General features: G+C 47.4%; 14 protein-coding genes and 1 pseudogene. All 15 read right to left on the bottom strand.

Going from position 1 to position 14,552, the window contains the following annotated elements:
* Positions 1–4 precede the first annotated feature (4 nt).
* The 15 genes and pseudogenes from FRZ06_02355 to FRZ06_02285 all read right to left on the bottom strand — a co-directional run bounded on the left by FRZ06_02355 (position 5) and on the right by FRZ06_02285 (position 14,552).
* A complete protein-coding gene (locus FRZ06_02355; protein QOX62279.1) occupies positions 5–1,312 on the bottom strand; it encodes a dihydroorotase in 1,308 nt (435 codons plus the stop codon).
* On the bottom strand, positions 1,278–1,748 hold the full coding sequence (locus tag FRZ06_02350) for an aspartate carbamoyltransferase regulatory subunit (GenBank protein QOX62278.1): 471 nt from the start codon (positions 1,746–1,748) through the stop codon (positions 1,278–1,280). The genes FRZ06_02355 and FRZ06_02350 overlap by 35 nt, the downstream gene beginning before the upstream one ends.
* A gap of 1 nt (position 1,749) precedes the next feature.
* Positions 1,750–2,685 (bottom strand): aspartate carbamoyltransferase, encoded by a 936-nt coding sequence (gene pyrB / locus FRZ06_02345; protein QOX62277.1) that lies wholly within the window; start codon positions 2,683–2,685, stop codon positions 1,750–1,752.
* Between the two features lie 616 nt (positions 2,686–3,301).
* Positions 3,302–4,156 carry a hypothetical protein gene (locus FRZ06_02340; protein ID QOX62276.1) on the bottom strand — a complete coding sequence of 285 codons (855 nt, stop codon included), beginning with the start codon at positions 4,154–4,156 and terminating at the stop codon, positions 3,302–3,304.
* Positions 4,153–4,803 carry a cobalamin-binding protein gene (locus tag FRZ06_02335; GenBank protein QOX62275.1) on the bottom strand — a complete coding sequence of 217 codons (651 nt, stop codon included), beginning with the start codon at positions 4,801–4,803 and terminating at the stop codon, positions 4,153–4,155. The genes FRZ06_02340 and FRZ06_02335 overlap by 4 nt, the downstream gene beginning before the upstream one ends.
* A gap of 27 nt (positions 4,804–4,830) precedes the next feature.
* The gene (locus tag FRZ06_02330; protein ID QOX65802.1) at positions 4,831–5,424 is read right to left on the bottom strand and encodes a cobalamin-binding protein; all 594 of its coding nucleotides are present in this window, start codon (positions 5,422–5,424) and stop codon (positions 4,831–4,833) included.
* 130 nt (positions 5,425–5,554) lie between these two features.
* Positions 5,555–7,171, bottom strand: a complete 1,617-nt coding sequence (locus tag FRZ06_02325; GenBank protein QOX62274.1) for a DUF4445 domain-containing protein — start codon at positions 7,169–7,171, stop codon at positions 5,555–5,557.
* 20 nt (positions 7,172–7,191) lie between these two features.
* Positions 7,192–8,220: a methylcobamide--CoM methyltransferase gene (locus FRZ06_02320; GenBank protein ID QOX62273.1), complete on the bottom strand. Its 1,029-nt coding sequence runs from the start codon at positions 8,218–8,220 to the stop codon at positions 7,192–7,194.
* A gap of 114 nt (positions 8,221–8,334) precedes the next feature.
* Complete coding sequence (locus FRZ06_02315; protein QOX62272.1) at positions 8,335–8,604, bottom strand: HPr family phosphocarrier protein; 270 nt, start codon at positions 8,602–8,604, stop codon at positions 8,335–8,337.
* Between the two features lie 51 nt (positions 8,605–8,655).
* Positions 8,656–10,401, bottom strand: a complete 1,746-nt coding sequence (ptsP, locus tag FRZ06_02310) for a phosphoenolpyruvate--protein phosphotransferase (protein ID QOX62271.1) — start codon at positions 10,399–10,401, stop codon at positions 8,656–8,658.
* Between the two features lie 31 nt (positions 10,402–10,432).
* Complete coding sequence (locus FRZ06_02305) at positions 10,433–11,125, bottom strand: GntR family transcriptional regulator (protein ID QOX62270.1); 693 nt, start codon at positions 11,123–11,125, stop codon at positions 10,433–10,435.
* Between the two features lie 21 nt (positions 11,126–11,146).
* Positions 11,147–12,586: a PTS sugar transporter subunit IIC gene (locus tag FRZ06_02300; protein ID QOX62269.1), complete on the bottom strand. Its 1,440-nt coding sequence runs from the start codon at positions 12,584–12,586 to the stop codon at positions 11,147–11,149.
* Between the two features lie 2 nt (positions 12,587–12,588).
* Positions 12,589–12,890: pseudogene (locus FRZ06_02295) on the bottom strand (PTS sorbitol IIB subunit).
* Positions 12,877–13,464, bottom strand: a complete 588-nt coding sequence (locus tag FRZ06_02290; protein ID QOX62268.1) for a PTS sugar transporter subunit IIA — start codon at positions 13,462–13,464, stop codon at positions 12,877–12,879. Before FRZ06_02290 ends, FRZ06_02295 begins: the two are co-directional and overlap by 14 nt.
* 23 nt (positions 13,465–13,487) lie before the next feature.
* Positions 13,488–14,552 (bottom strand): hypothetical protein, encoded by a 1,065-nt coding sequence (locus tag FRZ06_02285; protein ID QOX62267.1) that lies wholly within the window; start codon positions 14,550–14,552, stop codon positions 13,488–13,490.

Below are 14,552 nucleotides of genomic sequence, written 5' to 3'. Positions count from 1 at the left end.
TTATTCAACCTCCTGATTTCATGCAGCCGGATGCTTCTGACGCATTCCATATGACGGCTCCGTCTTTGATGGTGTATAAGATCCGTCCAAACACTCTTTCTCCCAAAAAGGGGGAGTTAGCGCTCTTGGAACGAAACGGCTCTGAGCCAATCTCATATTCTGCCTCAACATCGATGATGGCAAGATCTGCTGGTCTGCCAATCTCAATCCTCCCGCTGTGGATCCCTAGTATCTCTGCAGGCTTACAGCTCATTTTCTTGACCAGCTCTGCAGGCGTCAGAATACCCGCTCGTACCAGTTTCGTATAACTTATTGCGAAGCTTGTTTCCAACCCGATTACACCGTTGGGGGCAAGCTCATAAGGAACGCTTTTTTCATTGATATGATGCGGTGCATGATCTGTTGCGATGGCATCCAAGGTTCCATCCCTCAGCGCTTGCATTACTGCTTCACGGTCAGCTTTCGTCCCAAGCGGCGGATTCATTTTTTTATTTGGATCTCCCTGAACCTCCTCACTTGTGAGGGCAAAATAATGGGGCGCTGTTTCCGCTGTGACAGCGAGTCCGCCTTCCTTTGCATGGCGAATGAGCGCAATGCTGGCCTTCTCGCTGATGTGACAGAAATGAAGCCTGCATCCCGATTGTTTCGCCAAGGCAAGATCCCTCTTCACGATTTCAGCCTCAGGTTCTGCATGGGAGTACACGGTAAGCCCCAGTTCCTTTGCTTTTTTCATGGCCTCCAGCATAACCGATTCATCCGCGACGGTTTTTCCGTCTTCGCTGATTCCGCAAATGCCTCCATCAACCAGCATGCCTTCATAGTCTACAAGTTCTATCCCGTCCTGCCCCTTTGAAATTGCTCCGATACAGCTCACATCAACACCATTGCCGGCATCTGCCTTTTTTCGGATGAAACGAACCACTTCAGGGGTGTCAATAACAGGGCTTGTATTGGGCATACAACAGACCATAGTAAATCCGCCTGCAGCTGCACTCTCACAGCCGCTTTGTATATCCTCTTTGTATTCAAATCCCGGTTCTCGAAAGTGAACATGAAGATCAATGAGCCCAGGTACCACCCAGTTTCCCCTTGCGTCGATTGTATGCACATCCGCTTTTCCACTTACATCAATTGTATGATTATCTTCAATTGTGCCCTCATGTGCAGTCTCAGAATCAGATTGAACTGCCGCCGGATTCTGCTTTGCAGGAACAATTTCTGTGATGATGCCATTCTCAATCACCAGGTTTCCCAGAAACGGTGAAGCCTGATGGGGATCAACGATCAAACCATTGTTTATGCAGAACTTCATTACTATATCCGCCTTTCATGCTGATAATTTCATCGCAGTAGTCGCATCGATATTCGCGGTTCTCCCTGTCGATGAGGTGAAATACTTGAGGTGCACCTGATTCCACAGAGGTAACACAGCGAGGATTATTGCACTTGATGATATTCACCACCTTCTCAGGCACTGTGACATGAATTTTCCTCTTAATAATATGATCTTCAATGACATTGACGGTAACTTTTGGATCAATAATCCCAAGGGCTGCCAGATCAATATCCACAACATTCTCGATTTTAACAACATCTTTTCTGCCGAATTTGTTGCTCACCGCATTCATAATCAGTGCTACGGTATTCTTTGTCGTATCGATATCCAGATACTCCAGAATCTTCATACCCAAACCCGCTGTGATGTGATCAATGACGATGCCTGTTTTAATACTGTCGATTACTACCATGTCAATTTCTCCTCTCTTCCACGCCCAGCAAACTCATGATCAGTGCCATTCTGACAAACATGCCGTATTTCGCCTGCTTAAAGTACAGTGCTCGCGGGTCGTTATCCACCTCTGCAGAGATTTCGTTTACTCTTGGCAGGGGATGGAGCACCATCATGTTTTCCTTGGCCAGCTTCATTTTCTGAGCATCCAGAATATAACGATTCTTGAGACGGAGATAATCGTCCTCATTGAAAAAGCGTTCTCTTTGAACTCTCGTCATATAGAGAACATCCAGGCTGGGAAGCACCTCCTGCATATTTTTAACTTCCTGAAACGGTATGTTATTCTTGATCAGAATCTCCCTGCGTACGTATTCCGGTATCCTTAATTCCTCAGGGGAGATCATCACGAAGGAGATGTTTCTATATCTTGACAGGGCTTTGATCAGAGAGTGGACTGTCCGTCCAAATTTCAAATCTCCGCAAAGACCGATGGTGAGGTTTTCAAACCCGCCTTTTTCTCTGCGAATGGTCAAAAGATCGGTAAGGGTCTGCGTGGGATGCTGATGACCTCCGTCCCCTGCGTTGACAACAGGCATGTCGGTGCAGGCTGCCGCAACCTTTGGCGCCCCTTCTTTGGGATGACGCATGACAGCCAGATCCGCATAGCAGGCTACTGTCCGAATGGTATCAGAAATGCTCTCTCCCTTTGATACGGAGCTGGAATTCGGTTCAGAAAATCCGATAACCTTTCCTCCGAGTCTAAGCATGGCAGCTTCAAAACTGAACCTCGTCCTGGTGCTGGGTTCATAAAACAACGTTGCCAGCAGTTTTCCTTCACAGGATTTTGCATATTGTTCCGGTTCCTCGATGATCCTATCTGCAAGTAAGAATAGTTCCTCCATCTCTTCTGTTGTAAAATCCATGGGCTCCAGTAAGCTTTTTCCTTTTAACAATGTGATCCCTCCTTACTGAAAAATCTTCTATGATTTTTCATTCATGCAGCAATGCAATACAAGCTATCCGAAATGAATAACGGGTTGCCTTCACGAACTCCCATCATTCACGTGATGTAAATGGTTTTAGGCCATAAAAAAGTGGCTATGCCACTTCCGCTAGGGAACCCTATGGTTCCCTTCGGCGGCTGCTTTTAAGTTGCAAGCAGCCTGAGCACCCTCCTTATCGGCGAGGGGTACCCCCTCTGCACTCCCCTTTTTATCTAGCTCTTGCTAGATAAAAAAAAGTCTTCCAAAAAGGAAGACTAGAATTGATGAATCATAATGAAAACGGGAAATACGACACCTTCGGAATAGAATAGTAATCCCGCGTCCGGTAATACACATTTCATATTCTTGAATCGACGTTCCCTTGCTATCATTTTGATGTCCTTTCGTATTTTAGCTTAAATCTATAGTATATTATCACAGCTTGTTTCATACGTCAAGGTAATTAAGAAAATATATTTTAATTGCAGACTACTCCCAAATTATGAATCTTCCTTTGATCATTATCGAATGGTTCCATTTCAATAAAAAAACTTAAGCAGAGCCCATTGCTAAAAACAGGTTAAATTCATGATAAATGCATGACCCAAAAACGATCGTTCAACGATTCTTCACAATGGATGCACCCATATCCAAGAAAGGAAGGTTCCTTTCGGAGGCTCTTTATTAAGATCCTTGCATAAGGAGCAGGAGGTTCTTCCCGAGATTCCGTTGCTCTCATAAACCCGGTTTTCTCAAGAGATAGCGCAGTTTTTCCGCACAAATGAACGAGAGCAGCTCCCAGCTCCGGCTCCAATCTTTTCAAAAGCATCGCGGAATATTTACCGGAAAATTCCCGATAACACTTCCCGCCAACCAACTCCAAATTGCCATAGGGATCCGCGAGGGAAAGGATATCAGCACCGCATGCCAACCCGTCAATGGCATAATCGCTCAATAGCACTGTAATCCGAGATAAAATCTCATGTAACAGCGCAACGGACTCTGAAGAATGATTCATCATGCGGTAAAGTAAAAAGGAATCTGTTAATGCCGCTGCCAGAGAAAAAGGCGCATAGAAGCTGAGAATCACAGGACTGTGAACCGTTGTAAGCTTTGAACGTTTCAGGCTTTCCAGAACGATTTTACCGATCCTCAAGGATTGATTCTTTCTTAGAAATTCCGCAAGTGCTTCGGGTTTTTGAAAAGGCATTTTTCCGGGCACTGCCATGCCGCCGTCAATTCGGAATTTTTGTCCAAAATCAGTTAACTCAGCTGGGAAACCGGGAGGAAGGCGTAAAAACGCACTTTTATACTCCTTTTGGTTTCGCACCGCTCCCTCAAGCAAAACACTAGGTTCAGAAAAAACTTCTGCCCCTAGAGCGGCAGCACCCCTGCTCAAGCTGGATTCCTCCCTGCCGGGGCATAGGAACTCATGGGTCATGATACACCCGCCAGCGTTCTTGCCAAACGAACTGCTTCTGCTGCATTTGCGGAATAGCCGTCCGCTCCAATATCTTTTGCAAAGGCACCGGAAATCGGCCCGCCACCCACCATAACCTTAAATTTCCCACGGATGCCTTCTGTTTCTAATCGTTGAATCACCTCCGCCATATTGTCCATGGTGGTTGTCATTAAGCTGGAGATGCAGATCAAATCCGCTTCCACTTCTTTTGCTCTATCCACAAATTGCTGCGCTGGGATATCTCTTCCCAGGTCGATCATTTCAAAGCCTGCATTATCCATCATCAGTTTGACAAGATTTTTTCCAATATCGTGAGTATCCCCTTCAATAACCCCGATGATTGCTTTTTTGCGTACTGTATTCGCATCAATCTTTATATGCGGTCTTATAAAATCGATTCCTGCATTCATTGCATCGGCGCACATTAACAACTCCGGCACAAAATATTCTTCTTCTTCAAATAGCTCTCCTGCCCGAGTCATTCCTTCCGACAATCCTTTTTCAATGATATCCACGGGATCAATACCCTCCTCTAATGCTTCTTTGGAAAGAGATATGGTTTTTTCCTCCTCCATCTCCAAAACAGCAAGGGCTAGTTCTTCAAATAATCGTTCTTGTTCTGACATTCCTGCAACTCCTTCCATATCATTCATTCAGTCCATCAGGCTGCGAATAAGACGCAACGCGCCGGAAACATCTGCAGAGTAACCATCTGCACCAATCTTTCCTGCAAAGTCCTTCGATACCGGTTTCCCTCCGATGATCACCTTAAAGCGATTGCGAATATTCTGTGCTTCAAGTAATCCTATGACCTCTGCCATACGAGGCGTAGAGATGGTCATGAGGGTTGACAATGCGATAATATCGGCATCAATCTCTATGGCCTTTTCAACAAATAATTGCGAGGGAACATCTCTTCCCAGATCATATACAGCATATCCTGCCGCAGCCAAAAAGACTGCTACGGTATTCTTTCCTAGATCATGATTATCTCCTTCGACGGTGCCAATCACCACTTTAATTGGATGATTATTGTCCTCAATTTTAATATGAGGCTTTAGCACGGACATTGCTGCTTCCATAGCATCGGCGCACACCAGAAGCTCAGGGATAAAATACTGATCCTCTTCAAAACGTCTGCCCGCTTCCTCCATACCAGCCCGCAAGCCCAAATCGATTGCTGTCAGCGGGTCAAGTCCCATTTCCAGCGCTCTATGGGCTAGCTTCACAGCTTCGCCCTCCTGCATATCTGCAACGGCTGCCGCCAACGCCGACAGAAATTCCTTCACCGCGGACTGCGTAAGCACAGATTTTTCAAGCACACATTGCTTAAGCACAGATTGCACCGATTCCTTTCACTCAGCACTGCCACTGAGATTACTCTTTGAAATTCAGGCATCCCACAAACAGTCTTTCAAATCCGTCTAAATTGGCAAGTTCAACGGAATTCACCCGCTTTACGAGCGCCTTCATCTCTTCCGGGAACCTCTGGTTCAGGAGAAATGCTTTCCCGCCTGATTTGGATGTATTCCCCACAAATTGGATCTTCTTTTCAAAGCTTTTCGGCATGATTGTAATATCAACCAGACTCCTGGTCTTCAGATGATAGCCGAAGGACCCTGCAATGAGCACCTGACTCACGTCCTCCTCTGCTACTCCCTGATGGCGAAGCAATGCGGTTATCCCCGCTCGGATGGCTCCCTTTGCCAATTGGACCTGACGGACATCCTTCAATGTCAGATAGATGTCCGGTGCCACTTCAAAGGCAATCTTCCCCTGGAATTCCTTCAGCCTGCTGCACAATTGCTGCGGCAGACGAAGCGTATCCGGATTGGCAAACCGCCCATTTTCCGTTACGATTCCCAGGCGAACCAATTCGCCCACAAGATCAAATAGACCGCTTCCGCAAATTCCCACGGCTTTCCCCCCGCCAATCACCTGCAGGGAAACAGCCCCGTCATCATGAATTTCAAATCCTTCAATTGAGCCATTTCCCGCCCGCATGCCGAAGGTGATGTTCATTCCTTCAAACGCCGGTCCCGCAGCCGTTGAGGTGGCTGACAGTTCCCCATTACGGGAAAGAGCCATCTCTCCATTTGTACCGATGTCGATGAACAAAACCGTACCCTCAACATCCTGCAGCCGTACTGCAAGGATACCAGAAGTGATATCCGGCCCCACATAAGCAGAAATAACAGGCGGCGTATAAATGACTCCTGCCTGTGAAATTTCCAGATTATAATCGGATGCCCTTACAAACGCACCACCTTTTAAGATCGGCGTATAAGGGTATTTTCCAAGGGACTCAGGGTTGGTATGTAAGGCAAGATGGATCATAGTAGTGTTGCCGCTGTAAACTGCCTCATAAATAAAACGTCTCTCGATACCAGCTGCGGAACATAACTCCGCAGTCATCCGATTCAGCTCTGAGGTGATTTCCTCATACATTTGATCAAGCCCCTGATCTTTGGATGCAAACTGTATTCTGGAAAGGACATCCTGCGCATGGAGACTTTGGGGATTCAAGGCAGATATTGACGCAAGTTCCTCTCCTGTGGCAAGATTGATCAGGGCACTGACCAGAGTCGTTGTTCCAATATCCACGGAAAGGCCGTAACACTGGTTCTCCGTGTCACCCTCCTCTATAGTGAGAAGTGAGTCTCTCAGATAGACCTGTGTTTTTACTCCGTCAAACCTCTTTGTAATGGGAGCATCTATTTGATACGTGAAGCTGTCTCCTTCACTGTGTATTTTCAATGTGTTATTCAGCGTTTTATCTTCCAAAGTCTCAACAGCCAGATCCTCTGTTACGATTGCTCTGCACGCCAGTACTGCCTCATTTCCTCTTATTTTGACCCTGCATTTACCGCAAGTACCCATTCCGTTACAGGGGGATTCCACCAGCACACCGGCATTCCTTGCTGCCTGAAGTATGGTGGTGCCCTGAGGTATTTCGACTGCGATCTTCTCTTTCTTAAAATTGATAATAGGCATATTCCCTCACTTGCTTTCTTTTACTTCCCAGCTCTGACCTGATCAGTAAATGCTCTGATATTCTCAAGAGGAGTGGAAGTGCTCAGACCACAGGCCGGAGCAAGGATATCAATCCGATTTTTAAGCAGCAATTCCGCCGCTCTCTGTACGGATTCTGTTCCCGATTGTTCCAGCAGAATGGTACTCAGATTTCCCATGGTAGTCACCTCTTTGAATTCCTCCTTCAGCTTTTTCAGGCTTACAAAGGCATCTACGCTCAAAGCATCCGCCTGTAGGCCGGCAGCCAGGGGCTTCACTGCTTTTAGTTCTCCGCAGATATGGATGATAACAGGTGCTCCCAGCTTATGGATTCCATCTGCCAAACGATTCAGATATGGAACCGCATACTCTTCAAACATATTCGGTCCGAGAATTTCTCCGGTGGCTGTAGGATCTGCGATGGAGATCAGTGATGCTCCGTTGTCGATCATCAGTGCCGCATATTCCATGAGATGAGCATTGACATACTCTAGTACCTGATGTGCATGCGCTTTATCCTTGCGCAGTTCCTTCAGAAACGTCATGGGGTCCACAAGAGATGCAGCAGTACTCAGCGGACCGGTCATGCTTCCGATGGCAGGAATATCGGGATTCGACCTTGACAGCGCATAAATTGCCTGTACTATCGCCCCAACTCTTGTATTTTTTTCCATACTGCCCAGGGGCAGCCTATCCACTAGACCCACGGAAGGATATTTTTCCTTCTGTATCTTCGGCTCACACTCCAGCGTTCCGTAATTGATCTCACTGCCCAGAACTTCAGCTTCCACCGTCATACAAAAGGGAACACCAAAGTTTTCAAAGCCGGTTTTTTCAGCCACCTCTTTCGCCAGACTGCTCATGAGCACAGGATCATGATGCGCCTCCGGGAGTCTGGTTCCCTTGACCATCACATCTACCACGGCAGCATTCATCATTCCGCCAGGGCAAATGACAGGAGGCCGTTCTGCTTCTTTTTTATTGAGAATTCGCAGGAGTCTTTCCTTTGGTGAAAAAACGTCTGTTGCCATATCTGTCCTTCCTTTCTGTTAAGGATTGGTACCCTAATTTGATTCAGTACGAAACGCCAAAAGCGATGAATTGTATCCAAACATAGATGATTGATAATTGTGTCCGCTGATTCATTATTCTCCGAATCCGGTTTGAACCAGTGCCACAAGCCCATCCACCGCAATTTTTTCGTCGTCGCCTTCCGCAGAGATTTCCACCGTGTCACCCGGTCCGCATTCCAGAGTAAGGAGCATGACAATGGCTTTGGCATTCACGCTGAGGTCTTCTCCGATTTTGCGAATCTTGATTTTAGATTGAAAGCTTGCTGCAAGCCTCACAAAGCTTGAAGCGGGCCTGGAATGGAGTCCCGAAGGATTGATTACTTCTACTGTCTGCGTATACATTTTATTTCCTTTCTAATAATCCGCTTCAGCAATCGGCAGTCTCTGGGCAGGCTATATTGCATAATAACTGCTGTAGCCCAGAAGTTCCATCTGCTCTTGCAGATATTCTTCAACCGACTGAGCGGTAGGAAGCGTCAAGACCCGATCCGCAAGTTTTTGAGCATGCTCCGTCGTCAGCAGACTGAGAAATCGCTTCATTTCACCTACTTCTGTTACATCCATGCTCAGCTTTCTGATACCAAGACCGATCAGCACTGCCGCAAACATCGGATTTCCCGCCATGCTTCCGCAGACGCTGACAGGCTTTCCTCTCAAATGGTAGGCTTCTTTGACCTGGGCGATAAGCCGAAATAAAGCAGGATGAAAGCTCTGATAGCATTCTACAACATCGGGATTCAACCGGTCTGCTGCCATGAGGTATTGACAAAGATCATTGGTTCCGATGCTGGCGAAATCTGTTTCTTCTGCCGCCAAATCAGCAATCAGAGCGATGGAAGGCACCTCAATCATGATGCCCAGCTGGGGATTTGCTGCAAAAGCCTCTCCCCCTTCTGCCAATTCCGCTTTCACTTCGCTGAGGATCTTCTTCACCTGGATAATTTCTTCCAAATTGCTGATCATGGGCAGCATAATCTGGAGGTTCCCATCGGTTCCTGCCCGCAGTACTGCTCTCAGCTGCACGCGGAATAGATCCCGATCTTTCAGGCAGAGCCGTATAGCCCTTAGCCCCAAAAACGGATTGGTCTCCTGGGGAAGAGAAAGACAATCAAGACATTTATCTCCGCCGATGTCCATGGTTCTTATCGTCACAGGCTTATGGCCAAACGTTTTCAGTACCTTTTGATAGGCCAAATAACTTTCCCGCTCATCAGGCAGTTTGTTTTTTCCCAAATATAAGAACTCTGTTCGAAAGAGCCCCACACCGTCAACGATGGGTTCCCTGCTGAGAATCTCGTCATCGGGTGCTGCCAGATTCATGAGAATATCTACTCGCTCTCCGTCTGCCGTCCTTCCTGTGATATGTTCAAATGCATCGCTTTCCCGGCGGCGATTTCCGTAGCATTGCGCCCTTTCCTGATACGTTGCCTTCACAGTCTCTGACGATGACAGAATCAGCTCTCCTTTTAAACCATCCAGAACAATTTGCTGATCATCTTCTATTAATGACAGCAGGTTTTCAATGCCAAGAACGGCTGGTATCCCAAGGCCTCTGGCTAAGATTGCTGTATGGGAGGTGCTGCCACCCACTTCTCCTGCAATGCCAAGAACATATTCTTTGTTCAGTCCTGCTGTCTCAGAAGGCAAAAGATCATGGGCAGCGACAATAACCGGTTCCCTGAGTTCAGTCAGGGATGTGTTTCTTCTATCAAACCAGCAGTTGAGGAAGCGGTTTCTCACATCTCTGATATCCGCGGCACGTTCTCGAATCACTGGATTCTTTGCCCGATCCAACATTGCTGCATAGCGGCCAAACACCAGGCTCAGTGCATACTCAGGACTGTAACGTTTCTCGTTGACTTCCTCGAGGATCTCCGCGTTCATTTCATTGTCATCGAGAATATCTTTTTGGGCTTCAAAAATCTCTGCTTGCTGAGAATCCTGCTGCGATATCAGAGCGACGAGCTCAGTAAGTTCCTGATGAACCCTTACCTTTACATCTTCGAAGCGCGCCAAGCCTAATTTGATCTCTTTTTCGGGGATTGTTCTTTCCTCTGGTTCGATCCAATTCGTACAATATTTTAATACGTTACCCACTGCGATTCCGGGTGCAGCCGGTGTTCCCTTATATATCATCATCTGCCGCTTGTTCCTTTATCGATCATCATTGCTAAATCGGAAGTTCATACTGGGCATTGAACAGGTAAATTGCCCTGGAACCTTTGATGGGAACCCCTTCGGCAGTCCTCGCAACCCGAAATCGGATCAGCACAGGAATCCCGGGTTCCAGGCCGAGGATTTCAGCTTCCCTTTCTTCAAGGCGTGCAGCCCGCAGTTCATCCGTTGCTCTGGCTGCCTTGTGCCCATATTTTTCATCCATGATCTTAAAGGTGGACTTTCCTCCTTCAAACAGATCCCGAGTTAGTCCTTCATAAAGTTTTGCAGGCAGGTAGGAAAACTCCATACCCACCGGGGTCTTATCTGCATATACGATACGCTCCATGACAAAGACCTCATCATCCGGCTCCAGCTCCAGGCGCCTTTGCACCTGCGGCCATACCTTTCGTTTCTGGAAACCGATTATTTTATTTCCGGGCTTCTGGCCGCGTTTTTTCGCTTCTGCGGTAAAGCTGTGATTGCCTCCCACCACATCCCAAAGATAGGATGCTTTGACTTTTACAACCTCGGGCTGGGCCGGGTCCCGTTCCAGCGCTCCCTCGTAGATCAGATCTCCGATGCCGATTTTAAGTGTTTCCGCATATTCTTTCGCCAAGGTTTCCACATCGGGAAGGGCATCGCCCTCCCCATAGGTTCCCTCCCTAATTTGTTGGTACAAAGTAACTGCTGATGTGTTCATTCCCATTCTCCTTCTCGTCTTCTCCGATTACGCTTTGGCGAGCTCTCCTTTTGCCAGGAAATCATTTACGAAATCCTCGCTGGCACCTGCTGCCAGATACCACTGCTTTCTGTGGCGCTTGAAGTGTACCACAGCGATGACATAAACTGCGACAACTGCTGCAATGCCGATGATCTGCGCAATTCCTTCCTGACTGAAGGCCTTATATACTACATAAAAAATTGGATTGGCACCGATGCACCAGCTGGTGATGGTTGTGGCCGTATCAGGAAGCTGCACGCCTGCATTGACAGCAGCCTTTGTAAAGTTTGCTGCCACGTCAGTATTGATATAATGGCAAATGCTGTACCAAATGGTTCCGGTAACAACGCTGTTTAGAATGTTGCCCTGGAATACTGCGATGGCACCTATGGCCATGAAAGGCATTGCAGGCAGATCCGCAAGGGGCAGTGTCTGATTTCCCGGAAGAATCACCGCTGTAGCGATGAGGATGGGGATCAGAATCAGTCCTGTGGTAAGGGTGGCGCTCTCACCGAAGAATACAGCTGGATCGATACCGATGTTGATGTTTTTCCGCTTTGCTTCTCCGCTTTGGAATCTCGCATTCAGCGTCTGGCTGATAGGGATGATTCCTCTGACGAACATGCCGGAGATGCTGGGGTAAAGATACATAACCGCTGCTACAGTAAATCCTGTCACAATAATGTTGGCCCAGCTTGCAGGATTTGCAAGATCATTGGATTTACCCAGAATACCAATGGCAAGACCCATGATTAGACCAATGACAGTGGGCTCACCCCAAAATCCGAATTTTCCCTGAATGGTTTCCGGATCGATATGGATCTGCTTTACTTTGAGTTTGATCAGGAGCCAGCGAACGATGATAGCAAAAGCGGAAATATTGACGACGGCATGGCAGGTTGCGGTAACCCCCTCATATCCGTAATATTCCTGAAGAGAAGGCGCAAGAAAATCTGCAAAGAGCAATACGATCAGGTTCATAAACATCGCGCTGATGATTCCAAGAGGCAAGCTTCCTGTAACAAAGACAACCAGCTGCGCAAATACAACAAAATAATAATAATTCCAAACGTCGGTGGGCTGGAAGGTATCTGTGAACTTGATCAAATAGAGCAGCAGATTGAAGCCGATGCCTACCACCAGATAGATCATTCCCAGCTGGTTTGCATAAACGATAGCAGCTCCGGCAGGCCAGCCGATGTCGATGATGGGCAGGTTTACACTGGTGTGTTCTACCATTGCCGTGATGTGCGGATTAATGGCAGTGATCAGTACACCCAAAATTACGTTGAACGCAATCAGACCGATTCCCATAAAGAGCGCACCGCGGAAGGCCTTCTTAACCTCGACCTTGAGCGCAATGCTCAGCAGGAATACCACAATGGGTACGATGATGGGCGCGCCGAATAGGTCAATGGCGCTTTTTAGTACAGTTAAAAAATTCATAGTTATCTCCCTTCAATTAGTTCATAAATTTTGGTTAAAAGCACCTGTGAAAATTCCTCGGCCCTACCCCGGTAAAAAGAGGCAAGCCGATGAGCACAGGAATATTACTTTGGTTTTTGGCTTCTGTCTTCCCTGTCACCACGATGAGATCCGCGCCAGTCAGCTTGGGAATCTCCGTAATTTTTGACGGGGTGATGAGAAAGGGAATTTTGTTCTTCCTCAGCAGCTCCTGGATTTTATCCGTTACGACGGTGGTGGTGAAAATTCCGCCTCCGCAAGCCACAATGATTTTAATTTTTTTCATGGGGTCCTCCTATCGAATCAGAGTCATTTCCGCTTTCGGAAATCGCAAGCAATCCATCCAGAAGCAGGTTCAATTTCTCTAGAAGCTCAGCTTCCTCTTTCAAATACAGAAGTTCTTCCATATCCTCTTTTCTGGAGAATGCCAATGCAAGCTTTTTCAAAACCCTCCGGTGGGTTGCTCCGTCTTGGATACCAAGCTGAAATACCATCTGAACATGAACGATATCTCCGGATAAGTCCATGGAATAAAAGGGGATGGGGTTTGTCAGCGTCGCGACTGCAATAAAAGGGGTAATGCAGCCCGCATCGGTATGCGGGATCGCGATGGGGATTGGCAGATCAAGCCCTGTTGGAAATTCCTTTTCTCTCTCCGAAATGGCATCACGGTAATGAGGTTCAATATATCCCTGTTCCAGTGCGCTGTCTGCAATACGATTCATCAGTTCCTCCGCACTGCTGAAATTGGCACCGATATGAATCAGTTCCTTTCCGGTTGCCAATCGTCCAGACACCGCTTTTCCTTTATGCCCGTGTTGTTTGCTTTGCTCAATTGCATCAATTGTTTGATTACTCATTTGTCTTACGGTCTGCTTGGCGCTTATTCATACCATCCAAAATCATCCACAGCCCTTTTCATCGATACGATATTTTCATAGGGCGCATTTGGAGGGATTTCACAGCCTGCCATAAAGATATAGCGGCCCCGCAGAAGCTCCTTTCCTTCCAAAATATTGATCCGACTCGCCTCATACACCTCCTGAGGTGTTCCTCTGGTGATGATTTGAGGGTCCAGATTTCCCGCGATGACATGCTGCGGGAAAAATTCCGCAGCTTCTCTCAGGCTGACTTCGGTTCCGATGCTGATGATGCCCGGATCACCGAAGGGGACTTCTGCCCATTTGGGCAGATTCTTATTCTGCTTCCCGCACATGTGAATGTAAATGCTTTTTGCACCCATTTCCAGAACCCTGCTGTTGAGTTCCTTGACATAGGGCAGAGCAAATTCCTCAAATGTCTTGGGAGAAATCAGTGCATTGCTCTCTGTGGGTGAGACTGCTCTTGCCAGAACCCTGCCTTTTCCAAAGGTGTCTACGTAGTACTGGGCTACCTCAAGAATATGATCTGTCATAAGGCGCAGGGCTTTGTGAACCAGCTCCGGATATTTCTTGGTATAGGTCAGGAATTCTGCTACTCCGCAGAGGTTGGCTGCATGGGTAAACGGAGTACCGCAGATAAACGCAATCTCATAGTCCTCTGCTTCCTGAAGCCTGGCAAATTCCATCGAGTTTGGAATACAGCCTGCGGTTCTCACTTCTGGAAGCTGAAGACCTTCAATATCCTCCGGTTTTAAAACGGGACGTTCACCCACCTCCGGTCCATAGGATGCCTGGGTCTTGGGATACCGGATCGTACCTCCAAATTCACCTGCTCCGTAAGCGATGAAGGTGTAAAAGGGTCCACCGTCCATACCAATAGTCTCAAAGATGCGCTTCTGTGCTTCAAAGCTCTTGTGGGGATCCCGATAGATGTCTGATAGGTCAATCCCCGTATGTTTCGCACAAAAGGCATACCCTTTATGCATAAAGGGAACTCTATCCGTCAGTTCCCGCCGGTACAGCGCCGCGATTCGCTCTCTGGAAGTCATCTGTTCTCGATTTGCCAT

This window comes from Clostridiales bacterium (assembly GCA_015243575.1).
In the GTDB taxonomy this organism is placed as follows: Bacteria; Bacillota; Clostridia; order Peptostreptococcales; family Anaerovoracaceae; genus Anoxybacterium; species Anoxybacterium hadale.
This window is presented reverse-complemented; position numbering and strand designations above follow the sequence as displayed.